This window comes from Streptomyces daliensis, assembly GCF_054782395.1.
Window position 1 is genome coordinate 80954 of sequence record NZ_BAAGSO010000120.1, and the last position, 23985, is coordinate 104938.

22 protein-coding genes and 1 pseudogene are annotated in these 23985 nt (G+C 71.9%); 8 read left to right on the plus strand and 15 right to left on the minus strand.

From position 1 onward, the window contains the following. Nucleotides 1-71 precede the first annotated feature (71 nt). From ACYVOO_RS34815 to ACYVOO_RS34825, 3 genes are read right to left on the minus strand one after another with little or no spacing between them, the layout of a single operon-like run. Nucleotides 72-851: an amino acid ABC transporter ATP-binding protein gene (locus ACYVOO_RS34815; protein ID WP_461019721.1), complete on the minus strand. Its 780-nt coding sequence runs from the start codon at nucleotides 849-851 to the stop codon at nucleotides 72-74. After that, on the minus strand, nucleotides 848-1813 hold the full coding sequence (locus ACYVOO_RS34820) for an amino acid ABC transporter permease (protein ID WP_461019722.1): 966 nt from the start codon (nucleotides 1811-1813) through the stop codon (nucleotides 848-850). Before ACYVOO_RS34820 ends, ACYVOO_RS34815 begins: the two co-directional genes overlap by 4 nt. A 36-nt stretch (nucleotides 1814-1849) precedes the next feature. Next, a complete protein-coding gene (locus ACYVOO_RS34825) occupies nucleotides 1850-2794 on the minus strand; it encodes an ABC transporter substrate-binding protein (protein ID WP_461019723.1) in 945 nt (314 codons plus the stop codon). A 533-nt stretch (nucleotides 2795-3327) separates the two neighbouring features. On the opposite strand from ACYVOO_RS34825, the gene ACYVOO_RS34830 reads away from it, so the two are divergent. From ACYVOO_RS34830 to ACYVOO_RS34840, 3 genes are all read left to right on the plus strand, one after another. Beyond that, complete coding sequence (locus ACYVOO_RS34830) at nucleotides 3328-4524, plus strand: NAD(P)-dependent malic enzyme (protein WP_461019724.1); 1197 nt, start codon at nucleotides 3328-3330, stop codon at nucleotides 4522-4524. Between the two features lie 256 nt (nucleotides 4525-4780). Next, nucleotides 4781-5371, plus strand: coding sequence for a phosphoesterase (locus tag ACYVOO_RS34835; RefSeq protein WP_461019725.1), 591 nt, complete (start codon nucleotides 4781-4783; stop codon nucleotides 5369-5371). Then, nucleotides 5368-6930 carry an alkaline phosphatase D family protein gene (locus ACYVOO_RS34840; RefSeq protein WP_461019726.1) on the plus strand — a complete coding sequence of 521 codons (1563 nt, stop codon included), beginning with the start codon at nucleotides 5368-5370 and terminating at the stop codon, nucleotides 6928-6930. Before ACYVOO_RS34835 ends, ACYVOO_RS34840 begins: the two co-directional genes overlap by 4 nt. 92 nt (nucleotides 6931-7022) lie before the next feature. Here ACYVOO_RS34840 and ACYVOO_RS34845 read toward each other — a convergent pair whose 3' ends face one another. Further along, entirely contained in the window at nucleotides 7023-7838 is an 816-nt protein-coding gene (locus ACYVOO_RS34845; protein WP_461019727.1) for a class I SAM-dependent methyltransferase, read from the minus strand. An 86-nt stretch (nucleotides 7839-7924) separates the two neighbouring features. On the opposite strand from ACYVOO_RS34845, the gene ACYVOO_RS34850 reads away from it, so the two are divergent. Then, nucleotides 7925-8590 (plus strand): CGNR zinc finger domain-containing protein, encoded by a 666-nt coding sequence (locus ACYVOO_RS34850; protein ID WP_461019728.1) that lies wholly within the window; start codon nucleotides 7925-7927, stop codon nucleotides 8588-8590. Here the strand turns inward: ACYVOO_RS34850 and sodX are convergent. Then, nucleotides 8500-8943 (minus strand): annotated as a pseudogene (sodX, locus tag ACYVOO_RS34855) (nickel-type superoxide dismutase maturation protease); the annotation flags it as partial. The gene ACYVOO_RS34850 and the pseudogene sodX overlap by 91 nt on opposite strands. Before the next feature lie 144 nt (nucleotides 8944-9087). Between sodX and sodN the strand changes: the two are divergent. After that, the gene (gene sodN / locus ACYVOO_RS34860) at nucleotides 9088-9483 is read left to right on the plus strand and encodes a superoxide dismutase, Ni (RefSeq protein ID WP_461019729.1); all 396 of its coding nucleotides are present in this window, start codon (nucleotides 9088-9090) and stop codon (nucleotides 9481-9483) included. 178 nt (nucleotides 9484-9661) lie between these two features. Here sodN and ACYVOO_RS34865 read toward each other — a convergent pair whose 3' ends face one another. Further along, complete coding sequence (locus ACYVOO_RS34865) at nucleotides 9662-11494, minus strand: hypothetical protein (RefSeq protein WP_461019730.1); 1833 nt, start codon at nucleotides 11492-11494, stop codon at nucleotides 9662-9664. A 254-nt stretch (nucleotides 11495-11748) separates the two neighbouring features. Between ACYVOO_RS34865 and ACYVOO_RS34870 the strand changes: the two genes are divergently transcribed. Further along, a complete protein-coding gene (locus ACYVOO_RS34870; RefSeq protein ID WP_461019731.1) occupies nucleotides 11749-12300 on the plus strand; it encodes a hypothetical protein in 552 nt (183 codons plus the stop codon). A gap of 158 nt (nucleotides 12301-12458) precedes the next feature. Here ACYVOO_RS34870 and ACYVOO_RS34875 read toward each other — a convergent pair whose 3' ends face one another. The 7 genes from ACYVOO_RS34875 to ACYVOO_RS34905 form a co-directional block, all read right to left on the minus strand. Continuing rightward, complete coding sequence (locus ACYVOO_RS34875) at nucleotides 12459-12923, minus strand: hypothetical protein (protein ID WP_461019732.1); 465 nt, start codon at nucleotides 12921-12923, stop codon at nucleotides 12459-12461. A 479-nt stretch (nucleotides 12924-13402) separates the two neighbouring features. Continuing rightward, on the minus strand, nucleotides 13403-14047 hold the full coding sequence (locus tag ACYVOO_RS34880) for a hypothetical protein (protein ID WP_461019733.1): 645 nt from the start codon (nucleotides 14045-14047) through the stop codon (nucleotides 13403-13405). 298 nt (nucleotides 14048-14345) lie between these two features. Then, nucleotides 14346-14783 (minus strand): hypothetical protein, encoded by a 438-nt coding sequence (locus ACYVOO_RS34885; RefSeq protein WP_461019734.1) that lies wholly within the window; start codon nucleotides 14781-14783, stop codon nucleotides 14346-14348. 75 nt (nucleotides 14784-14858) lie between these two features. Next, complete coding sequence (locus ACYVOO_RS34890) at nucleotides 14859-15275, minus strand: YciI family protein (RefSeq protein ID WP_461019735.1); 417 nt, start codon at nucleotides 15273-15275, stop codon at nucleotides 14859-14861. A gap of 216 nt (nucleotides 15276-15491) precedes the next feature. After that, nucleotides 15492-16400, minus strand: a complete 909-nt coding sequence (locus ACYVOO_RS34895; RefSeq protein ID WP_461019736.1) for a YceI family protein — start codon at nucleotides 16398-16400, stop codon at nucleotides 15492-15494. 676 nt (nucleotides 16401-17076) lie between these two features. After that, complete coding sequence (locus ACYVOO_RS34900) at nucleotides 17077-18261, minus strand: methyltransferase (RefSeq protein ID WP_461019766.1); 1185 nt, start codon at nucleotides 18259-18261, stop codon at nucleotides 17077-17079. Between the two features lie 97 nt (nucleotides 18262-18358). Beyond that, nucleotides 18359-19312 carry an EamA family transporter gene (locus tag ACYVOO_RS34905; RefSeq protein ID WP_461019737.1) on the minus strand — a complete coding sequence of 318 codons (954 nt, stop codon included), beginning with the start codon at nucleotides 19310-19312 and terminating at the stop codon, nucleotides 18359-18361. Between the two features lie 216 nt (nucleotides 19313-19528). Between ACYVOO_RS34905 and ACYVOO_RS34910 the strand changes: the two genes are divergently transcribed. Next, complete coding sequence (locus ACYVOO_RS34910) at nucleotides 19529-19780, plus strand: hypothetical protein (RefSeq protein ID WP_453345416.1); 252 nt, start codon at nucleotides 19529-19531, stop codon at nucleotides 19778-19780. 334 nt (nucleotides 19781-20114) lie between these two features. Here the strand turns inward: ACYVOO_RS34910 and ACYVOO_RS34915 are convergent, their stop codons facing one another. Together ACYVOO_RS34915 and ACYVOO_RS34920 are read right to left on the minus strand one after the other, a co-directional pair. Next, nucleotides 20115-20645, minus strand: a complete 531-nt coding sequence (locus ACYVOO_RS34915; protein WP_461019738.1) for an NUDIX hydrolase — start codon at nucleotides 20643-20645, stop codon at nucleotides 20115-20117. Between the two features lie 156 nt (nucleotides 20646-20801). After that, nucleotides 20802-22148: a transcriptional regulator gene (locus ACYVOO_RS34920; RefSeq protein ID WP_461019739.1), complete on the minus strand. Its 1347-nt coding sequence runs from the start codon at nucleotides 22146-22148 to the stop codon at nucleotides 20802-20804. 216 nt (nucleotides 22149-22364) lie between these two features. Here ACYVOO_RS34920 and ACYVOO_RS34925 point away from each other — a divergent pair, with 216 nt between their 5' ends. Next, a complete protein-coding gene (locus ACYVOO_RS34925; RefSeq protein WP_461019740.1) occupies nucleotides 22365-23873 on the plus strand; it encodes a hypothetical protein in 1509 nt (502 codons plus the stop codon). Nucleotides 23874-23985: the final 112 nt, after the last annotated feature.

Here is a 23985-nt window from a genome sequence, read left to right on the forward strand (position 1 = left end):
GGATGTCACGGGGACGGACCGGCCCGAGGCGGACCGGCCCGCCCTGGGCAGGACCGGTCCGTCCCCGTCGGCTACAGCACCTTCGACAGGAACGCCTGCGTCCGCTCGTGCTGCGGGTTCGTCAGGACGTCCCGGGGGTTGCCCGACTCGACGACCACGCCGTCGTCCATGAAGACCAGCGAGTCGCCGACCTCCCGCGCGAACCCCATCTCGTGGGTGACCACGATCATCGTCATGCCGTCCTCGGCGAGCCCGCGCATGACGTCCAGGACCTCACCGACCAGCTCCGGGTCGAGCGCGGAGGTCGGCTCGTCGAAGAGCATCAGCTTCGGCTCCATCGCCAGCGCGCGGGCGATGGCGACGCGCTGCTGCTGGCCGCCGGAGAGCTGCGACGGGTAGTTCTCGGCCTTGTCCGAGAGCCCCACCCGATCCAGCAGCGCCCGCGCCCGCTCCCGTGCCACGGCCCGCGACTCGCGCTTGACCTGGACCGGCGCCTCCATCACGTTCTCCAGCGCGGTCATGTGCGGGAAGAGGTTGAAGCGCTGGAAGACCATGCCGATGTCGCGGCGCTGGGCCGCGACCTCGCGGTCGCGCAGCTCGTAGAGCTTTCCGCCGCGCTCGTGGTAGCCCACCAGCGTGCCGTCGACGTACAGCCGCCCGGCGTTGATCTTCTCCAGGTGGTTGATGCACCGCAGGAAGGTGGACTTGCCCGAGCCCGAGGGGCCGACGAGGCAGAACACCTCGCGCGGCGCGACCTCCAGATCGATGCCCTTGAGGACCTCGACGTGGCCGAAGGACTTGTGCACGGCCTCGGCCTTCACCATTGCCGTCGCCGTCGCCGTCGCCGTCATGCCTTGGCCCCCGATCCCGAACCGCGCGAGAACGTGAAAACGTTCTGCTTCACCTTCTGCCACGGCGTCGCGGGCAACTGCCGCCTGCTGCCGCGCGCGTAGTACCGCTCCAGATAGAACTGGCCGATGCTGAACACCGTCGTGATGGCGAGGTACCAGATGGTCGCCACCAGCAGCATCTCGACGACCGCGCCCGCGTTGTTGCCGATGTTCTGGGCCTTGCGGAGCGTCTCCTCGAACATCACGACGGCGCAGAGCGAGGACGTCTTCAGCAGGTTGATGAACTCGTTGCCCGTCGGCGGCACGATGACCCGCATCGCCTGGGGCAGCACGATGCGGCGCATCGTCTTCGCGTTGCTCATGCCCAGCGCCTGCGACGCCTCGGCCTGGCCCTCGTCAACGGACTCGATGCCCGCGCGGCAGATCTCCGCCATGTACGCCGCCTCGTTCAGGCCGAGCCCCAGCAGGGCTGCCATGAACGGCGTCATCACGTCCGTCATCTCGTCCTTGTAGATCGGACCGAGATTGAGCATCGGGAAGATGAGCGCCAGGTTGAACCACAGCAGCAACTGCACATAGACGGGCGTGCCGCGGAAGAACCAGATGTAGCCCCAGGCCACGCTGGAGGTGACCGGGTTCTTCGACATCCGCATCACGGCGAGCAGGATGCCGAGCACCAGGCCCATGATCATGGCCAGCACGCTGACCACGAGGGTGTTCTTGACGCCTTCGAGGATCTCGTCGTCGAAGAAGAAGTCCCCGACCGCGCCCCATTCGAGGTCCGCGGTCGCGAAGGCGTTGACGAGCAGGGCGAGCAGCGCGAGCACGATGACGGCCGACACGTAGCGGCCGTAGTGCCGCACGGGGATGGCCCTGATGGCCTCGGGCGCGGTGCGCGCCGGCGGCGTACCGCCGCCGGGCGCCGCGTCCCCGGAGCCCCCGGAGTCCTTGGAAACAGCCACGGGAATCGCCTTTCAGCTTCCGTCCGTACGGTGCGGTCAGGAGCCGGCGTTGATCTTCGCCGAGTCGACCCCGCCGTCCTCGACGCCCCACTTCTTGAGCGCCTTGTCGTACGAGCCGTCCTTGATGACCGCCGCCAGGGCCTCCTTGAGGGCGTCCCGCAGCTCGGTGTTGGTCTTGCTCACGGCCATGCCGTAGGGCGCGGACTCCATCTGCTCGCCGACGACCTCGAAGTCCTTGCCCGCCTTGGCCGCGTTGGCGGCGACGGGGAAGTCCGAGACGTCCGCGACGACGCCGCCCGCCTTCAGCCGGACACGGGCCTCGTCGTCGGTGTCGAAGGGCTCGATGGAGATGGCCTTCTCACCGTCCTTCTCGCACTTCTCGGTCTGCTTCTTGAGGATCTCGTGCGAGGTGGTGCCGCGCTGGGTGGCGACCTTCTGGCCGCACATCTGCTCCACGGAGTCGATCTTCTCCGGGTTGCCCTTCTTGACCAGGATCGAGGAGCCGGCGGTCAGGTAGTCGACGAAGTCGACGCCCTTGCCCGCCTTCTTGCCCTTGTCGTCCAGGCCCTCCTGGCGGTCCTTGGTGTCCGTCATCGCCGACATGATCATGTCGAAGCGGCCGGTCTGCATCGAGGTGATGAGGCCGTCGAAGGTGCCGTTGGTGAACTCGAAGCGCACGCCCAGCTTCTTGCCCATCGCGTCCGCGATGTCCGGGTCGAGGCCGACGATCTTCTGCCCGTCCTTGTACTCCATGGGCTTGTACGCGGCGTCCGTGCCGACCTTGATGACGCCCTCGTCCTGGATCTTCTTCGGCAGCTTGTCGAAGAGCGGGGCGTCGCTCGTGGCGCCCCCGCCCTCGCCCCCGCCGTCGGTCTGGTCGCCGCAACCGGCCAGCAGCAGTGCGCCGGTGACCGCGATGGCTCCGGCCGCGAGTATCCGGCCCCGGGAAGCGGCCGTGCGACGGGGGGTGCTTGCGGTCATGCTGGATCCTCCTGCTGGATGAGGCAGTAGCGATCGGTCGGGCACACACCTTCGGGTGTCGCGACCGCGTATGGGTGGGGGCATCTTGCCATCCGGACATGCGGATGCAGGGTGCCATCGATGTCAAAATCGGATAACGGAGGTCCGGTTCCGATTACTGGGCAGCACTCAGGCGCGTACTGGGCAGCACTCAAGCACCCAAAGCACTCCGGACCGGGACGCTCTGAGACATACGTCACGCCAGGCAGGTCTCACTGTGTGGACATCTTGCCGCCCACGCGACGCTTTGTCGTCATTACGCCCCCTTGACACGGGGCCGGGGAACAAGCGGGTCGTCCCGAGCGGGCCTTGTCGGGTAGAAAGGTCGATTACACCCCTCACCCGGGGACCAGGGCGCGTGTGCGGCGCGCCCGGCGTCCGCACCTCCCCCCGGACGGCGGCCCATCCGCCGCTCGGGAAGCGGACGTGGTGCCCGCCCGTTCCTCAACCAGGGAGCGGTCACCCTCACCAGATTCGACAAAGGGGTTCGACAAGTGGCAGCGGAGATCGTCAATTCGAAGGACGGGCTGGGCGAAGACGTCATCGATCCGGCCTTCGCCCTGCACCGCGGCGGCAAGATGGCGGTGCAGGCAACGGTGCCCGTGCGGAACGCGGACGATTTGTCCCTCGCGTACACGCCGGGCGTCGCCAAGGTGTGCAGCGCCATCGCCGACCAGCCCGAGCTGGTCGACGACTACACCTGGAAGTCCCAGGTGGTCGCCGTCGTGACCGACGGCAGCGCGGTGCTGGGCCTGGGCGACATCGGGCCGGAAGCATCGCTTCCGGTGATGGAGGGCAAGGCCATCCTCTTCAAGCAGTTCGGCGGCGTGGACGCGGTCCCGATCGCCCTGGACTGCCGGGAGACCGACGAGATCGTGGAGACCGTCGCCCGGCTCGCGCCGTCGTTCGGCGGCGTCAACCTGGAGGACATCTCGGCACCCCGGTGCTTCGAGATCGAGGCGAAGCTCAAGGAGCGGCTCGACGTCCCGGTCTTCCACGACGACCAGCACGGCACGGCCATCGTCACGCTCGCGGCGCTGCGCAACGCGGCGAAGCTGAGCGGGCGCGGGCTCGGCGAGCTGCGCGCGGTCATCTCGGGCGCGGGCGCGGCCGGTGTCGCCATCGCCAGGATCCTCGTCGAGGCGGGCATCGGCGACGTCACGGTCTGCGACCGCAAGGGCGTCGTCGCCGCCGCGCGCGAGGACCTGACGGACATCAAGCGGGAGCTGGCGGGCTTCACCAACAAGGCGGGCCTCACCGGCTCGCTGGAGGACGCGATGGACGGCGCCGACGTCTTCATCGGCGTCAGCGGCGGCACCGTGCCGGAGCCCGCGGTGGCGCGCATGGCCGAGGGCGCGTTCATCTTCGCCATGGCCAACCCGAACCCGGAGATCCACCCGGACGTGGCGAAGAAGTACGCGTCGGTCGTGGCCACCGGGCGCAGCGACTACCCGAACCAGATCAACAACGTCCTCGCCTTCCCCGGCGTCTTCGCGGGCGCGCTCCAGGTGCGGGCGACGGACATCACCGAGGGCATGAAGCTCGCGGCGGCCGAGGCCCTGGCGGCCGTGGTCGCGGACGAGCTGTCGGCCGACAAGGTCATCCCCTCGCCGTTCGACGAGCGCGTCGCACCCGCGGTCACCTCGGCGGTCGCCGCCGCGGCCCGCGCGGAGGGCATCGCACGGCGGTAACGGCGCCAGACAGACCAAGAGGGCGGTACGGGCCGGGTGTCCCGTACCGCCCTTTGGCGTGCGGGTGCGGGTGCGGGTGCGGGTGCGCAGGCGCGCACAGGGCGCGCGTGACGTGCGCCGGAGCGCGGATTCCCGCCCCGGCCACCACTGGTTCACCGCATGCTGCTGGGATGTCGCCCGCGGCGCGAGGGCGCCGCTCGTCCGGACAAGTGCAGACGAGTTCGGACGAGTTCAGACACCTGGAGGCATCATCTCAGTGAACCTCGTGGTCAACGGCGATGCCGAACACGGTCCCGGCGGCACGGCGGAGCCCGTCCGCTCCGTCGAGGGATGGGAGGTGACGCAGGGCGCGCCGGCCCTCGTCGGATACGGGACGGCCGAGGGGTATCCCACGCCGCAGGATCCGGGCCCGCCCCGTCGCAGCAGCCGCTTCTTCTCGGGCGGGAACTCGCCCCGCACCGCCCTCGTCCAGGACGTCAGGCTCCCCGCGCACGGCTCCACGGGCCGCGCGGCCGTGGACGCGGGCCGGGTCCGTTTCCGCGCGGGCGCCTGGCTCGGCGGCTACGCGGGGCAGGGCGACGGCGCACGCCTGTCCGTCGAGTTCCGCGACGCGAAGGGCACGCCCCTGGCCCTCGCCGTCCTCGGCCCCGTCACCCCGGAGGAGCGGGACGGGCGCACGGGGCTCGTCGAGCGCACGGCGGAGGCCGCGCTGCCGCCCGGCGCGCGTACGGCGCGGCTCCAGCTCGTCCTCACCCGCAGCGGCGGCGGCACGTCCAACGACGGCTACGCCGACGCACTCACCCTCACCCTCGTCCCCGCTCCCGCCCACGCCGGAGGCCGTCCGTGAAGCTGAACCGACGCGATGTGCTCAGGGCCGCCGGAGCGGCGGGCGCCCTCAACCTCGTCTGGCCGCTGAGCGCCGGGCTCTCCCCCGCGCAGGCCAAGGAGGCCGCCCAGGAACTGGGCGCGTCCTACGATCCCGCGCCGTTCACCCTCGGCGTCGCCTCCGGCGATCCGCTGCCCACCAGCGTCGTGCTGTGGACGCGGCTGGCGCCCGAGCCGTTCGCCGCCGAGGCGGACGAGCAGGGGCTGCCCGAGGTGGTCGAGGTGGGCTGGGTCGTCGCGGAGGACCGCGCGCTGAGACGGGTGGTGGCGCGGGGCACGGTGCCCGCTTCCGCGACGCTCGGCCACAGCGTCCACGTGCCGGTGGGCGGCCTGCGCCCCGGGCGCCACTACTGGTACGCGTTCACCGCGCGCGGCAGGACCAGCCGGGTGGGCCGCACGAAGACGGCGCCCCTGGGCACGGCGGCGAGCGTGCGCTTCGCCAGCGCCAACTGCCAGGCGTTCCACGACGGCTACTACGCGGCGTTCCGCGGTATCGCCCGCGAGGAGCTGGACTTCGTCGTCCACCTGGGCGACTACATCTACGAGCACGGCCCCGTCGGCGGCGATCACGTCCGCGACCACGAAGGGCCCGAGGTCTTCACCCTCGCCGACTACCGCAGGCGCTACGCGCTCTACAAGGGCGACCCGTCCCTGCGCGCCGCCCACGCGGCGCACCCCTGGTATCTGACCTGGGACGATCACGAGGTCGTCAACGACTACAGCGGCACGGGCGGCGACGCGGCCTTCCTGCGGCGCAGGGACGCGGCGTACCAGGCGTGGTACGAGCACCAGCCGCACCGCGACGAGGGCACCTCGGCACTCCCTGACCCGGTGATCCACCGGCGCAGGCTCTACGGCAACCTCGTCGACCTCACCGTCCTCGACCTGCGCTCCTACCGCTCGGCGCAGAACCTGCCCGACGGGACGATCCTGGGCGACGCGCAGAAGCGGTGGCTGAAGCGGGGCATCGACGAGGCGCCGGACGCCTGGCACTGCTGGGTGAACTCGATCATGCTGAGCCAGTTGCGGGGCAGGCCGGGCGGCGACTTCATGTTCACCGACCAGTGGGACGGCTTCCTCGCCGAGCGGAAAGAGGTCCTGACGCACGCGCACAAAGCGGGTCTTGAGGACCTCGTCGTCATCACGGGCGACTGGCACTCGGCCTTCGTGGACGACGTGCGCCCGGACTTCGACGACGCGGACTCCCCCGTCATCGGTACGGAGTTCACGGCGCACTCGGTCAGCTCCGCCGCCTACGACGAGGAGTGGAACAAGGCGAACGGCCCCCTGATGGGCCGGGCCAATCCGCATCTCGCCTACTTCGACGGCGGACACAACGGCTACGCGGTCTACGACGTGACGGCGCGGCGCTGGTCGACGGCGATGCGCGTGGTCGGCTCGTTGACGGACCCCGCGTCCGCCGTCTCCACGCTGACGACCTTCCACGTGGACCGGGGCAAGGCGGGCACGTACGAGGACCCGTCGACGGACGGCTCCCCGGCGCACTACCGCCGCACGTAGCGGCGTACGCGGCGCCCTATGCGGCGGCGGGGGGCGCCTCCTCCCACGGCACCGGGAGGAGGCGCCCCCGCAGCCTGAGCACCCGGGGAGGCTCAGCGCAGGCCGAGGACCAGCCCGTCCTCCGGGGAGCACCAGACCTGGCGGGCCTCGGCGAAGCCGACGGACCGCAGCGCCTCGGCGTGCCAGGCCGCCGACTGGACCTCGCCGTGCGCGTGGTCGCCCGCCGCCGGGTCGCCGAAGATGCGGTAGCGCTCGGCGACGACCCCGGACAGCTCAGGGTCGGCCGCCATCTCCTGCCACCAGGCGATCCAGTCCTGGCTGCCGCCCTCCCGCTCGCGCTCGCGGCGGGCCTTGTCGAAGGCGTGCGCTGCCTCGTTGATGCGCGGGGTGGACTCGTCGGGCATGTGGTCGGCGTTCATGAAGACGCCGCCCTCGCGCAGGACGCCGCCGATCTGCCCGTAGAGCGCGCGCAGCGGTTCCGTCTGGAGCCAGTGCAGGGCCGTGGCGGTGAGCACGGCGTCGTACGGGCCCTCGGGGAGCTTGTCCACCCAGGCCGGGTCGCCGAGGTCGGCGGTGACGAACTGGGCCCGGGGTTCCCCTGCGAAGTGGCCGCGCGCGATGGTGAGCAGGGCGGGGTCGAGGTCGACGCCTACGCTGCGGGCGCCGGGGAACCGCTTCAGGAGACGGTCCGAGATACTGCCCGTACCGCAGGCGAGGTCGAGCACCCGGGGCTCGGGCCCGGCCAGCGCCTCGACCATGTCGAGCATCACGCGGAACCGCTCCTCGCGGTCGGGGAGGTACCACTCCTGCTGGCGGTCCCAACTGTCCTGCCACGTCTGCCAGGTCCGGCCGTTCACGTGCTCGGCGTGATCGGCCTGTCCCGCGTTCCCGTCCGTACGTACCGACATGAACCCTCCTTGGCGTAATACCCTCAAACCATAGTCATCCATTACTAACCTTGACCGACCTTAGACCGCAGCCGTAAGGACCACAAGTGGAACTGAACTATTACTCGGACATGGCGGTGCGCCTGGTCAACACCGAGCGGCCCGAGCGCGGCGAGGACTCCCTCACCACGGTCGAGTCCGTGCGCGAGCTGTTCGGTCCGCTCCAGCAGATGGCCCGGCGCGCCACGGAGGCCGACGTGACCCGGCTGCGCGCCGTCCGCACCCGGCTGCGCGCGGTGTTCGGGGCCGCTTCAGAGGGCGACGAGGTACGCGCGGTCGACCTGCTCAACTCGCTGCTGATGGAGTTCCCGACGAGCCCGCAGATCTCGGGGCACGAGTTCCTGGACGAGGAGGGACGCCCGCGCTGGCACATGCACCTGGCCGACTACGCGCCCAACGCCACCGCCGGATACGCCGCGACCGCCTGCATGGGCCTCGCCTTCCACCTCACCGACCTGGGCGTGGAGCGGCTGGGCGTCTGCCAGGCCGACCCCTGCCGCAACGCCTACCTGGACACGTCGACGAACCGCTCGCGCCGCTACTGCTCGGACCGCTGCGCGACCCGCGCCAACGTGGCCGCCTACCGCGCCCGGAAGCGCCTGGAGAGCGCGGCGGAGGCCGAGCGCGGCCGTACCCGCGACAGCGGGCGCACCCGTACCAGCGGACGCACGGCACCCAGCACCCAGCCCGCCACGGATGACACGTTGGGCTGAATCCCGCGCGGCGGACGCAGCCGCACCCACGCACGGGCGACGACCAGCTCGTCCGGAACAGCCCCGAACTCCCTGCTGTCGTTCCTGACGGCCGGGTTGTCCCCCATGACCCACCAGCCCCCGGCGCGGCGCTCGACCGCGCGCTTGACGATGAGCAGGTCGTGCTGGAAGGGGTGCCGCACGACCACGACGTCCCCCGCCCGTACGGCGTCGCCCCACTTGACGATGAGCTGGTCACCGGGGCGCAGCGTGGGCAGCATCGAGGGGTTGTAGACCTCCGCGAGCCCGATCCTCCGCAGCGGACCGGCCCCGCCCTGCCCAGGCTGGCCCTGCTCCCGCGCCCGCTCCGGCATGTCGCCCTCCGCCTCCGGTCCTTCCTCCGCCAGTCCCAGCACAAGACTGGACTTTTGTCCTAAGCCCATGGGGGCACACGCGAAAAGGCTTCCCCCACGGAGTAATCTCGCACGTGAGAAGACGATCACGAGGAAGGACGCTTTATGCTTTCCCGCCTGTTCGCCCCCAAGGTGCAGGTCAGCGCCCACTGCGACCTGCCGTGCGGCGTCTACGACCCGGCCCAGGCCCGTATCGAGGCCGAGTCGGTCAAGGCCGTCCAGGAGAAGTACCAGGCCAACGAGGACCCGCACTACCGTGCGCGCGCCACCACCATCAAGGAGGAGCGCGCCGAGCTGGCCAAGCACCACGTCTCGGTCCTGTGGAGCGACTACTTCAAGCCGCCGCACTTCGAGAAGTACCCGGAGCTGCACCAGCTCGTCAACGACACCCTCAAGGCCCTCAGCGCGGCCAAGGGCTCGACCGACCCGGCCACGGGCCAGAAGGCGCTGGACTACATCGCCCAGATCGACAAGATCTTCTGGGAGACGAAGAAGGGCTGAGCCCTGCTGGGCCCCTGGCCCGCGGTCCCCGTGACCGCATGGCCCACATGCCCGCACCCGGCCCGCACGGCACCCTGTCCGGTGTCGTGACGGGCCGGGTGCGGTCTGTGTTTTGCGGTCTGTGTTTCCGGCGCTTTCGGGGCGGGGGCGGGACAGGGCGGGGCGCCCGGAGCGGGTCTCAGCTCTTGGCGGGCTTGCCCCGCTTCTTGAGACGCTTCAAACGCTCCTGCGCCTTGACGTGTTCCTTCTGGAAATGCTTCAGCATATTCTTCTGGAGCCCTACGTCATTACCCGGCCCACCCTTCTTGATCACTGATGCGATGTCCTTGACGCTCCTTTCCTGGGTCAGGCTCGTGAGCTTGTTCGCAGCGGTGATGTCACTCATGTGCTGGCTCTTGTTAGTGGAGTAGAACGGCACGAAGCGATCGGAGAGGAATTTCTTGAACTTTTCCTCCTGCTTGGGCGTGAGCTTGACCTTCTGATCGAGGCTCGTGATGCCGTAACCGGGCTTGTGCCCGAGAGCGTGGTTGAGCGCGGCGAGAGTGACCGCGTTCGTGGGGTCCCCGTTGCTGGGGTCGGGGATACGGTCGGTAAACCCGATCCGCTTGTACTGGCGCGGGTCCAGGCCCGCGACGGCGGCCTTGATCCTTTCACTCTTCGGCTTCGTCGCCAGCTCGCGCCTCTTCAGCTCGCCTTTCTGCCACTCGATCGTTTTCTCAAGCTCTGCTTCGTTCTGCTCCTCCACCGGCTTTACGTCCCAGTTGCCGCGGGAGTTCTTGTACTGAGGGATACCGTTCTCGATCCGCATCACCTCGTCGTCCTTGTGCACGGCTTCGGTGTGCACCTGATCCGTATCGGTCGGCTCGACGACCGCGCCTTCTTCTTGGCCTTCTTGGCCTTCTTGGCCTTCTTGGCCTTCTGAGCCCGCACCCGGTTCCTCCGCCACCTCCCCCTGCTCCAGTTCCTCGCCCTCTTCCGCTCCGGATTCCGGGGACGCCTCGGAGGCGATCTCACCTTCTTCTAGCTCCTCGCCCTCGCCGCCCTCTTGTTCCCCACCGGCGACCTCGCCCTCTTCCAGTTCCTCGGACTCGGACTCGGACTCCTCGGCACCCGACTCTCCGACCTCCGCTTCCGTCTCGGGCTCTGGCTCTGCTTCCGGCTCCGCCTCCCCTTCGGGCTCCACGTCGGGCTCAGTCTCGGCTTCGGCCTCCGCCTCACCCTCGGGTTCCGGCTCCGGCTCCGCCTCTGGCTCCGACCCCCCTTCAGCCTCCGGCTCGGACTCCGACTCCGCGTCGGCCTCCGGCTCCCCTTCAGCCTCCGGCTCGGGTTCCGGCTCCGCCTCGGGCTCCGGCTCAGGTTCCGGGTCCGCCTCGGGTTCCGGGTCCGCCTCGGCCTCTGGCTCAGGTTCGGGCTCTGGCTCCCCTTCAGCCTCCGGCTCGGGTTCGGCCTCTGCCTCGGACTCCGGCTCAGGTTCCGGGTCCGCCTCGGCCTCTGGCTCAGGTTCGGGCTCCGGCTCCGCGTCAGCCTCCGGCTCCCCTTCAGCCTCCGGCTCAGGCTCCGGGTCCGCCTCGGGCTCGGGCTCTGCTTCCGGCTCGGCCTCGGCCTCCGCCTCTGCCTCGGGTTCCGGCTCCGCCTCGGACTCAGGCTCAGGTTCGGGCTCCGCCTCGGACTCTGGCTCAGGTTCCGGCTCCGCCTCGGGTTCCGGGTCCGCCTCGGCCTCTGGCTCAGGTTCGGGTTCCGGCTCCGCGTCGGGCTCGGGTTCTCCTTCTGGCTCGGGTTCAGGTTCGGGCTCCGGCTCGGGCTCCGGCTCCCCTTCCGGCTCCGCCTCGGACTCTGGCTCGGGCTCTGGCTCCGCGTCGGGCTCGGGCTCTGCTTCCGGCTCGGCCTCGGGCTCCGGCTCCGGCTCCGGCTCGGGCTCCGGCTCGGGCTCCGGCTCCGGCTCCGGCTCCGGCTCCGGCTCCGGCTCCGGCTCCGGCTCCGGCTCCGGCTCGCTGGCGTCGTCCTGGTTCATGCACAGCACCCCTGTGTCTCGTATCGCAGCCTGGATTCGCCGTGTCCCCGTGCGTCAGGCTGCCTCGGAGGAAACCCGTTCAAGCATCCCGAACCCCCTATAAGGGTGTATTCACTGGTATGAGTGGCTATGCGACCTCATATATTGCGTTGGCAGTTTAGGAGCGGCTTATGTAGCAGTCGGATATTCGACCCGAGAAGGGAACATTCATGCCTCAGCGCATGCGTCTTCGTCCTGCCCGTGTGCTCGCCGTCATGGCTGCCACCAGCGCGGCCGTCCTCGTCGTCCCCACCGCCCAGGCCGCGTCCCCAGACGCCGCGCCCCGAGCCGCCGCCGCGAGCGTCTCCTGCCAGGCGGGCGGCACCGCCCAGTTCTCCCCCGGACTGACCCCCGTCCCCGTCCCCCGCGACACCAACGTGCAGTACAACGGGCGCGACCACTCCTGCACCGGCGCCACAGCGAAGGGCTCGGAGATCGCCACGGCGACCTTCAACGGCTCCTTCAACGTGCCGATGTCCTGCGAGGTCGGCGGCTCCTCCACACCCGCCACAGGATCGGGCACCGTCACCTGGAAGACCAAGGAGGGCAAGACCCTCAAGTCGTCCCTCTCCCTGACCATCACCGGCCAGATGTTCAACACCGCCAAGGTCGACGGGAACGTCACCGACGGCGCCTTCCTCGGCGGCAAGATCCACGGCGACTTCCAGGTCGATCTGGTCAAGGAGGGCGTCAACTGCGCCGCCCAGGCGTTCACCGGCGGCCTCCGCCAGGCCAACTACGACGGCAGCTTCACCATCAACGCCTGACCGCCCCGCGCCGACGGCGCTGACACCCCACAGACCGTGGGCCCGCTCCGGGGTTCCGGAGCGGGCCCACGGCGTGCGTGCGAGCGGGCAGCCGGACCCGGCGAGAGGCAGGGCCCGGCGACCGGGCAGGCGTGCCGTCCGGTCACTTCACCGGCCGGTCACTTCACCGACCGGGCGCTCGGCGTGAGGAGATGCTCGGGCCGCAGGTACAAGGCCTTGCCATAGCTGTCGTCCAGCCAGATCCTGTTGCGGTCCGTCTCGCCCTCAAGGCTCGGATGGATGTAGCTCAGGGACCGGCCCGACTCCGGGTTGACCGTGACCTTCACCCACTCGACGCACCAGGGCGGATTGCTCCCGGCGGGCTCGAAGCGCAGGTAGACGGGGAAGTAGTCGAGATCGTCGGTGTCCAGAGGAGGCGTGCGGGGGTCGTTGTACTCGGGCTCCTCAAGGTTGTTGCCGTCGCCGAACCGGAAGTCCTGCTTGGCGCCCACGGAGAAGTCGGCGCCGGTGCTGTCGACCACGAACTCCCGTCCGCCGATGCCGAGATAGACCCAGGCGCCGGTGTCGGCGCCTCCGACGTCCGCGGTGTGCACGTGAGCGAGGATCTGGGTGATGGGGGCCACTGGAGCCCTCCTTCGGTGAGCGTGCCGGTACCGCCGCGAACGATGGCCCCGTGGCACGCGGCCGACCGGCCGTTCACCGGTCCGGCGCGTGGAGGGCCGCACGTGACGGCGCTTGTCGACGAAGGGCATGCCCCGCCTCTCCCGGCCCGTAGAGCGGCTGATCGCGCTGTGACCCGAACCGGCGACACCGTGGGGTACCAGAGGGGGAGACCGGACAGGCGTGCCCCGCGTGCGCGAAGGCACGTGTGCGGAGCACCGCGCGCCGGTCTTCGCCCGGCGCGCGCTCGTCCACGCGAACCCGCAGGCCGCACGGCTGCGGGGACGGGTCTGCTCCCGTCCCCGCGCCGGTTCTCCCACGGTTCCACCGGCTCGTCCGACACCGTCCGACGCCGTCGGGTGCCGTCAAGTGCCGCCGGTGTCACCGGTTCCGCGCCGTGCGGGCCCGTGGACTCGTGGACCCGTACCCGTACGGGTCCCGCCTACTTGATCCAGCCCGCCGTGCGCGCCGTCTTCCACGCCTGGAGCTCCGCGCGGTCGGCGGCGATGTTCAGGCGGCGGTCCTTGCCCTGGGCCTTGCTGGCCTGACGGGCGGCCTTCCAGGCGTTCCTGGCGGCCTGGCGGGCCTCCAGGCCGTTGCCGGAGAAGCCCTTGTCCTCGGTCGTGGCGAAGAGGACCGCGCCCTGAGGACGGTTCTGGGGACGGTTCTTGGCCGGGGCGATCGCGCCGCTGAGCGCCGCCGCCTCCTGCGAGGTGCGGAACGCCCTGTTCGCCGCCCGCGAGGGGTTCTTGGCCGCCATCGCCTGGTCGGCGAAGCCCTGGGCGCGCTTCGGCGCTGTACGGCTGTAGCTCTTGGCCTCCTTGCCGGGGGCCTTGCCGACGACGAGCTTGGCGCGCTCGGCCGCGCGGGCCGCGCGCTTGGCGTGGCACTCGGCCACGACCTGCTCGGCCTTGAAGGACCAGAGCTGCGTGTTCATCTCCGCACATGTCGCGGTCCGCTTGGCGGCGGGCGCCGGGGCCGGAGCCGCGGCCAGTGCCGGGGCCGCCAGCACGCTGCCCAGCAGCGCCGCCGACACGGTCAACGCGGCCGTCTGGCCCGTACGGGCGGCCTTTCCTGCTCTGCGCATCGATTCCTCATTCCCTGTTTCCGGTAGGCCCCGCCACGGCGGAGGCCAGGCCCCTGGAAACGCCCGTGGGCCCGAAACGCATCTTCAGCCGCGCGTACGGGACCACCAAGGCGCACCGCCGCCGCGTCCTCCGCTCAGCCCAATGGTTCGTACGCCCATATCCCTTTTCGCGGCCCGGCCCGTCCCGCCCCCTCCCTTCCCCGCACACACCTCGGCGCCCACGGCAGAAGCCGTGGGCGCCGAGGGAACCGGGCGCGCGGGCGCGGCGGGGGAGGTCCGGGCCCGCGAAGGGGGCGGGTCAGATCCTGCCCCCGGTCGCCCGGGTCAGGGGGCCGAAGCCGCTCTTCGCGGCGTGCCGTCCGGCGAGGTAGGAGGCGGAGCAGACCGCCGTCACCCCGGTGCCCGCCGCTATCGCGACGGCCTTGCGGGCGCGCAGGACGGTCCAGGCTGTGCCGGCCGTCGCGACCGCCTTGCCGGGCACGGCAGCCGCCTTCTCCCTGGCCACCGCGGCGCCCTGGGAGACGAGCTGTCCGGCGCGGCCCGTCGTGCCCGCCGCCTCGGCCACCCTTCTCCTGCCGGCCGCCGCGGCGTCCTTGGCCTCGCCCGGCGTGACGCTGCCGACGTCCTCGACGCCCTCGGGGACCTTCCCGTTCGTGCCGCTCCCGGCCGTCTTGCCCTTCGCCGACGTCACGGCCTTGCCGGTGGTCGCGTGCGAACTCGTCTTCTTGTCAGCCATGTTCGCCGGGTAGCCACACACCCTGGCGTGAAACCTTCGCACCACGCCCCGTCCACGACCCGTCCACGCCCGCGCCTACACCGTCCGCACCGGTGCCTCGTCCACCATCGGCCGCACCTCTACGGGCGTGTTCCCGTGGCTGCCGCCCCGGCCGGGCACGGCGGAGGCGCGGGCCGCGATCTCGATGGCACGCTCGCGCCCCGCGCAGTCCACGACCCAGTACCAGACGAGGACGCCGGGGCCCGTGTCCGGATGCCTGCCCTGGGCGACCTCGGGGAAGCCGCCCGGCCTGGCCCGTACGACCGTGGCCGTGGAGGGGGCCGCCAGGGCGCCCGTGTCCAGGAGTTCGCCCGCCGTGGCCAGTTCCTTGTTCAGGGTCTCCATGGACGCGCCCATCTCCTGGAGCGCCTCCCGGGACCACGCCGTCTCGCCCACGGCGCCCACGGCGTCCCAGTCCTCCTGGCGGCTGTACATCAGCAGCATGAACCTCATGTCAGGGCTCCTCGCTCCCCCCACCACCACCCGGCGCCCGGGGTGGGCGCCCCCCTCATCAGGAGAACGCGGAGCGGTCACCTCCGCTCCGGCCGCGCGGGCAAAGATGGCGGGCACCCGGGGTGCGACCGGGGTGCGCCCGCCGAGCTTTCCGGACGAAAGGACCGGGCCGCCCGCACACGGCGGACGGCCCGGAGAAGCGGTGGCGCGCGAGGGTCAGTCGGGCGGGGTCGGGGTGTCCGGGCAGCGGTACATCGCCTGGATGTCCAGCTCCAGTTGGACGGTGGGACCCACGACGGCGATGCCCTTGGCCAGCATGTTCCGCCAGTTGAGGGTGTACTCCTCGCGGTGCAGCTCGGCCGTCGCCTTGGCCGCGCAGCGCAGCTCCTCGCCGTAGCCGCCGTTGACGAAGCCGAGGTAGTCGGTCTCCAGCGCGACGGAGCGGCTGACGCCGTGCAGGGTCAGCGTGCCCTGGACGGACCACTTGTTGCCCGCGCGGTTCGCGAACCGGTTGCTGGCGAAGTGGATGTACGGGTAGTTCTTGACGTCCAGGAAGTCCGCCGAGCGCAGGTGGTTGTCGCGCGTGTTGTTGCCCGTGGTGATGCTGGAGGCGTCGATGGTGCACTCGACGTAGGAGTCCTCCGGCCGTTCACCGATGCGCAGCCCGCCGTCGAACCGGGTGAAGCGTCCGTGCACGTTGGCCATGCCGACGTGCCGGGCGATGAAGCGGATCGCGGTGTGCGGCGGGTCGAAGAGCCACACGCCGGGCTGCGGGGGCTCCAGCGGACGCGCCGGTTCCAGCTCGACGCGCTCCAGCTCCTGCTCGCCCGCCGTCACCTCGACCGTGCGCTGGCCTGGCAGCAGCCCGTCCACGGTGATCAGCGCGGCGTAACGGCCGGGCGGGAGGGCGACGTTGAACATGCCGTACGGGTCGGTGCGGCCCTTCATCACCCGTCGCCCGCTGGTGTTCGACTTGATCGTGACGTCGGCGCCGTTGAGCGGATGCCCGATCGGGTCCACGACTTCGAGGGCCAGGACTCCGGCTGTCAGGGGAACCCTGGACAGCAGCCCCGCTCCTCTGCCGCCGCTCTTCGACCGCCTGCGCGGAAGCAGCGAGAGGCCCATGGGGTGACCGCCTTTCTCTCTTGCCTAACGATGTCCTGCCGGTCCACGGCGCTCTCGCGCCGTTCCGGCCGGGGAGCCGAGGATCTGCCGCGGTGCAGCGGCAGTGGCTTCCGCGCACCCGGATCGGCGCCGGGGTGGCGGACTGCGATGTGGTTGTGGGGGCGTACGAGTTGCAGGGGCCGACGGGCGGACGACCCGCCCCTCCGGTCTCCCGCAGCCGGGCCCGGCCCCCCGTACGGGTCCTCGTACTCCGGCCCTGGCCCGATGACGGTGATGACGGCGGCGGCGCGCTCGCGGTTCAGTTCCACTGAGACCGCGTCAGCCGCCCGCGTCCAGCAGTCGCCATCAAGTCCGGTGATCATACTGAACCCGTCGTTCCCCTTGAGGCCGAGGGCGACTGGGGTGATGCGTCCTCGGGAGCCGGCAAAGAGATCGTAAATGAGTTGTTCCCGCTTCAACTTCCCCCGCTCCGGGGCCGAACGGGCACACAGGTGGCGATCACGGACGAACGGACTCCGGAAGAGCCGTCCAGGGGCGCGAAGCGTGGCGAGTACCACGTTTCCGCGCCGCCTCGCCGGGCCGAGCGGGGGTCGCTTCGGGCGAGATGAGCATCCGGTTTCCGACGAGGCGAGGCGAGACGCGAGGCGTGACGCGAGGCGGCGCTGGACCGACGTGGCTACGCGGGCTCCCCGGCCGCGCGCAGCCGCCACAGCGAGGTCACCTCGGCGGCGCGGGCCGCGTGCAGCGGGTCGTCGCGGTCGGCGGCGCGCGGGTGCCGCGGCCTGATGTCCTCGCGGCCCGCGACCCGCAGCCCCGCGCCCCCGATCCAGCCGAGCAGCTCCTCGCGGCTCCGCAGGCCCAGCTGCTCGGCGAGGTCGGAGAGGATCAGCCAGCCCTCTCCTCCGGGCGCGAGCCGCGCGGCCAGACCGTCGAGGAAGCCGCGCAGCATCCGGCTGCCCGGGTCGTACACCGCGTGTTCCAGCGGCGAGGTGGGCTTGGCCGGGAGCCAGGGCGGGTTGCAGACGACCAGCGAGGCGGCGGGGGCGGCGGGAGTGCCAGGGGCGCCTGTCCCGTCCGGGAAGAGGTCCGCGGCGACGACCTCCACCCGGTCAGCCACGCCGAGCCGCCCCAGGTTCGCGCGGGCGCAGTCGAGGGCGCGCGGGTCCTGGTCCGTCGCGACCACCCGCGCCACACCGCGCCGCGCCAGGACCGCGCTCAGCACGCCCGTACCCGTACCGATGTCGTAGGCGAGGGTCCCCCCGGGCAGCGGGGCGCGTGCCACCAGGTCGACGTACTCGCCGCGCACCGGCGAGAAGACCCCGTACGCCGGATGCACCCGGTCACCGCCGAGCGCCGGGATCTCCACCCCCTTGCGGCTCCACTCGTGCGCCCCGACCAGGCCGAGCAGCTCGCGCAGCGCGAGCACGGAGGGCCCCTCGTCGGGGGACGGCGGCCCGTACGCCTCGGCGCACGCCTCCCGCACGTCAGGGGCGCGGCGCAGCGGCACGGTGTGGTCCGCTTCCAGCGGGACCAGCAGCATGCCGAGGATCCGGGCGCGACGGGACTGCGCCTGCCGGTGCAGATGGAAGCTCTCGCGCGCGTCGGCGCCCCGCTTGGCGGGCTTGCGGTCGACGCGGCGGCCCAGCGCGCTCAGCAGTTGCCGCGCGCCGTGGAAGTCACCGCGCCACAGGAGCGCCGTGCCCTCGCAGGCGAGCTTGTAGGCGGCGTCGGCCGTCGTACGGTCGTCGGCGACGCGCACCCGCGCGGGCGGACGTGCGCCGCTCTCGGACCGCCACCGTGCCCGGTGCGTCCGCGCCCGCGCGCCCGTCTCCGTGCCCTCTTCGGCCTCTTCCCACGTCACCGTCTCCGTCTCCCGCTCGCTCACCGCCTCACCCTATGGCGTCCCCGGGGCGGGCCCGCCGCCTCGTGGGCGCGGGCCCGCCCCGCACGGGCGCGGGTCACGTGGTGCGGGAGGTGCGGACCGCGCCCGCGCTGGCCGCTATCACCAGCGCGATGGCGACCAGCTCCAGCGGCTTCAGGCGCTGGTCGAGGACCAGGAAGCCCGCCAGGGTCGCGGCCACGGGCATCAGGCTCATCAGCACGGCGAAGGTGGCGGCCGGGAGCCGTCGCAGGGCGAACAGCTCCAGGGTGTACGGCAGCCCCGACGACAGCACGGCCACCGCGGCACCGAGCCCCAGGGTCACCGGGTCGAGCAGCGCGCCGCCCGCGTCGAGGATGCCCAGGGGCGCGCTGACCAGCGCCGCGATGCCCATCGCGAGGGCCAGCCCGTCCGCCTTGGGGAAGCGGGCACCGGTGCGCGAGTTGAAGACGATGTACGCCACCCACATGCCGCCCGCGGCGAGCGCGAAGCCCACCCCGGCGAAGTTCAGCTCGTCGAACCCGCTGCTGCCCAGCAGATACACCCCGGCCAGCGCCAGCAGCGCCCACACGAGGCTGAGCAGCCGCCGGGACGCGACGACGGAGAGCACCAGGGGGCCCAGGAGTTCCAGGGTGACCGCTGCGCCCAGGGGGATGCGGTCGATGGCCTGGTAGAAGAGCGAGTTCATGGTGCCGAGGGCGATCCCGAGCCCGGCGACGGCGGCCCAGTCGGCGCGCGAGTGCCCGCGCAGCCTCGGCCTGCACACGGCCAGCATGAGGGCGGCCGAGAAGACCAGCCGCAGCGCGACCACGCCCAGCGCGCCCGCGCGCGGGAACAGCGTCGCGGCGACGGCCGAGCCGAACTGGAGCGAGAGCGCGCTCCCGATCACCATGCCGACGGCACCGAGCCGCGCCCGGCCACCGGGCGCCCCGCCCGGCAGGGGGCCAGCGCCGCCCGCCGTGGGGGCAGTGGACGCCGCGGACGCCGACGGCGCCGTGCGCGCGGCGCCGGTAACGGGATCGCCTGTTGTCATGCGCCCCACGCTAAGACTCATGACCCGGCGCGTGAAATGCGCGCCCGCCAGTGACTATGCGTCCCGCGCATGATCACGGAGCCGTGTCACCCGCGCGCCTTCCCCGACCGGTGCGGTGTCCGGAGCGGCGGCCCGGGAACCCGCTGATCACCGCATACGTTGGCGGGTCGAGGGCACTCACCCCTCTCCGCACCAGAAGCACCGGGAGGCAGGGCCATGGCAGGTTTCCTCGACAGGGCCAAGGAACAGGCACAGCGCGGACTCGCACAGGGCAAGGAGAAGGTGGGCGAGGTCCAGGCGCAGCGCTCCGGCAACGATCTGCTGCGCAAGCTCGGCGCCGCCTACTACGCACAGCAGCGCGGCAGCGGTTCGCCCGCCGACGTACAGCAGGCGCTCGCGGCGCTGGAGGCGCACATCGCCCAGAACGGCGACGCGTTCCTGCGGGGCGGCGGCACCTCGGGCCACTGATCCCGCACGTCGCACCGTCGTCCCGTCGCCCTCCCGCGCCCGGCGCCAGGCGCCCCCGCGCCTCTTCCCACCCTCGCCGGGGCGGGGCGGAGCGGGCCGTGCGGCACGGCGCGGACCAGCCGGCCGGTCCCTCGTGGGCGAGGCCAGCGCGGCTGCCGCCGGAACGGGCCGCGGCCCGTCGGCACGGCAGTACGCACGTCCTTGTCCGCGGGTTCCGGCCGGTGGCCGGGCCCTGGGCCCTCACCGGACCCTCACCGGGCCCTTCGGCGGGCTCCGTCGAAGCGTCGAAGCAGAGCCATGGCCGGGCTCCACCGGAGCCGGGCCCTCGCCAGGCTCAGCCGAAACGGAGCCGGTAGAGCATCAGCAGCGCGGCCGCCATGTTCGCGGCCGGGACCTCACCCCGTGCGATGAGGTCGGGCGTCTCCTTGAGCGGCACCCACTCGCGCTTGTCGGACTCGAAGTCGTCCTCGGGATGCCCGACGAACGTGGCTTCCTGCGCCCAGTAGATGTGGTGCCGCGCGTCGGTGAGCCCGTTGGAGGGCTCGACGGTCATGAGGTGGGCCAGCGGTCCCGGCCGCCACCCCGTCTCCTCCAGCATCTCGCGGGCCGCGGCCTCGGCGAGGTCTTCTCCTTCCTCCACGACACCGGCCGGGAGTTCCCAGCCCCAGCTGTCGGTGATGAACCGGTGCCGCCAGAGCAGCAGCACCTCGTTCCGCTCGTTGACCGCCGTGGCCATCGCCACCGGACGCAGCCGGATCAGATAGTGGTCCAGATGACGGCCGTCGGGCAGTTCCACGTCCGCGAGGTTGACCCGAAGCCACTGGTTCTCATACACAGTGTGTTCACCCAGGTTCTTCCATTGCACGTATGTGCCCCCTTCCTGACGAAAGTTGGGCACATCTGAACACGCTGCGGCGCCCGCCTGACAGAGGCGCACGGAGCGGGGGCAACCCTCCGCGGCCTGCGGAGTGTCCTCGCCATGAGCGGGGGCACGCCCCCGCCGCACGCGGTGTGCCCTCGGTCAGAGAGGCACGCGCAGCGCTTCTTCGATCAGTTCCGCTGCCTGGGCCGCCGACGTCCCGGGGTGCTGGGCCAAGTGGTCCCGCACCTTCCGCATCCGTCCGCGCAACCGCTGCGACTCGATGCCCTGCGCGTAACCGACCATTTCGGCCGCCGTCGCGGCGGCTCGCTCCGCCGCACCGCTGTGCAGCTCGACATCGGTGAGTGTGGCCAGCCGGTTCACCCGTCCGCGCACGTGGGCAGGTGCCCTGGCCGCCTCCTTCGCATACTTCTCGGCGGCACCGATCTCGCCGAGTACCAGCAACGCTTCGGCCAGCCTCACCTCCACAAGTCCGGGTTGGACGTAGCCGGTCTCCACCGGCTCCTCCTCGGGGCGTATGCGCTCGGAGTACGCCTCGGCCCAGCGCATGCAGCCGTGCGCGCTCCTGCGGTCGTCCAGCCGCGCGTACGCCTTCGCCTGCATCGCGTACAGGTCCGTGGCCAGCGCCGGGCTCGCGTGCGGCCCGGCCGTGCGCAGCACCGCCTCCGCGCAGGCGATGGCGCGCCGGTTGTCCCCCAGGAACAGCGCCTGGTTGACGAGCAGCGCCACGACATAGCCGCCGAACAGCCGGTCCCCCGACGCCTTTCCGAGGCGCAGCGCCTGGTGGAAGTAGCGCTGGGCGAGGCCCTGCGCGTCGGCGTCGTAGGCGCAGATGCCGCTGACCGCGGCCAGCGACCCGGCGGCGCGGAAGAGCTGGCGGCCCGTCTCGTCCCCGTACGTGCCGCGCAGCAGCGGCGCCACCTCCGCCGTCAGGAAGCCCACGACGCGCGGGCGCGTGGCGACGCCGCCCGCGTTGCGGTACAGGTGCTCGTAGTGGCTGCGGGCCGCGTGCAGCACGGCCACGTCGGACTCACCGACCTGTAGGTCCCCGGCGTGCGACACGTCCAGGTCCTCTGGCGGGTTCTCCCACTCCCACACGGGCGCGACGGCGGCGGCGCCCGTCAGCAGCGAGGGGCCCACCGAGTCCGCGTGCAGTTGGTCCGAGCGCCATAACACCGCGGAGCGTTCGACGAACCGGCCGAGGCTCGCGTCGTCGCCGACGTCCTGCACCAGCGCCGGGGGCGGCGCCGCCATGCCGATGTCGGCCAGCGTGAGAGTGCGCTCCAACTGGCGGCCGAGTATCTCGCATATCAGCTCCGGCACCTGGCCCCGTGGGCGCTGCCCCTTGAGCCAGCGGGCCACGGCCGTGTGATCGTAACGCAGCGTGACGCCCGCCTCTTTCCCGAGGCGGTTGATTCTCGCGGCCAGACCAGCCCGGGAAACTCCGGACTGGTCAAGCAGTGCGTCAAGTTGACTGTTGGGCTCCATCCCGCCCTCCGGTCGTCCATCTCTTGTTTCGCAGAGTAACGGACATCCGTTCACACGGGGTGTGAAAGACCCACCTACGCATGCGTAAGGCACATGCTCCCGCAGGCGGTGCGGATGCGCTTGGCTGGAAGCAATCCGTACGCAAGGGCGCATACGGCGCCCAGAGGAGGCTCAACGTCGTGAACGACCCGATCCGACTCCGACTCGGCAACAGCCATGCAGTCCGCTGACCGGCGCAGCCGGACCCCGAACAGCGCGCTGCGGGCGCTGCTGGAAGAGACTGAGTGGACCCAGGCCGCATTCGCGCACGCCATCGCCACGCTGGGCAGCGAAGCGGGACTGCGACTGCGCTACGACCGTACGTCGGTGGCGCACTGGCTGCGCGGCAGCCGCCCCGATCCACGGGTGCAGCGCCTCATCGCCGAAGCGCTCTCCCGGAGACTCGGCCGCCCCGTCCCCGTGACCGACCTCGGCATGGGGGACGGCCGCAGCGGCGGCCCGGGGCGGCGGCCGGCGCGCGCGGGGGCGCGCGCCGGCACGGGGGCGCGACAGCGGGCCGCGGCGACTTCCGAACCGGCACCGGCGCATCCCGCCGACCGGCTCGCGGCGCTGACGGCCCCTGTCGTGGGCCCGCCCCGCGCTGACACCCCGCCCCCGGCCCCGTACCGGCTCACGCTGCTCACCCCCGGCCCTGCGGGCCGCGCGCCCGCTACGCGCGTCCACCCCGAACACCGGCAGCGCCGCGCCGCCTTCCCCGGCCCGCACCGCGGGCCCGGCGGGCGGCCGGCCCGGCGCACCAGCCCGGACGAGGTCGCCTCCGTGCGCGAGCACGCGCGCTTCTTCGCCCAGCAGGCCGACCGGCACGGGGGCGGGCACATCCGCACCCCGCTGGCCGCCTGCCTCTCCGGGCTGGTGCGCCGCCTGCGCACCGGCGGGGACGGACCGCACCACCCCCAACTGCTGGCGGCGACGGCACGGCTGAGCTATCTGCTCGCCCGCGTGTACGCCGACGAGCAGCGCCACGGCCTGGCCCAGCGCGCCTTCCTCACCGCGGCCGAACTCGCGCGGGAGGGCGACGATCCGGAGGGCGTCGCTGTGGTGCGCCGCGCCCTCAGCTCCCAGGCGCACCAGCTCGGCCACAGCCACCACAGCCTCGCGCTGGCCGAGGCCGCCTGCGAGGCGGCACCGGCCGACGCGGAGCCCTCGGCCCGCGCGTTCCTGTACGCGGGACTCGCGGTGGCCCGCGCGGCGGAGGGCGAGCGGGACAAGGCGCTGGACGCGCTGCGGCGCGCCGAACACGCCCTGGCGCGGGCCCCTGTGGACCTCACCACGGGCCCCGAGAGCCCGAACGGCGAGCCCGTCGGCACGTACCAGGACGCGGCGCTGCTCTACCAGTCCAGCCAGGTGCGCGCGGAGCTCGGCGACCGCGAGGGCGCCATCGGCGAACTGCGCTCCTCGCTGCGCTCCCGCCCTGCGGGCGAGCGCCGCTCGCGCGCCGTCAGCCACGCCGAGCTGGCCGAACTGCTGCTGTCCTGCGGCCGTCTGGAGGAGGCGTGCGCGGCGTGGCAGGTCTTCCTGGAGGACTGCGCCCTCGTCCGCTCCGGGCGCGCGGCACGCGCCCGTGCGCGGATGCCGCAGTTGCTGCGGCCGTACGCGCGCGAGCGCTGTGTACAGGCGCTCCTCGCCCGTGCGGGGGTGCTCGCCGGGGAGGGTGCCCTACGGTGACCCGTCCCGGAACAAGCGCACCGGAGGTCCCGGAGTAAGCACACCGTAAGCAGGGCATCACCCAACGAACACACGGCAATCCGTACGGCATCCACGAGAAAACGGGGGCTTA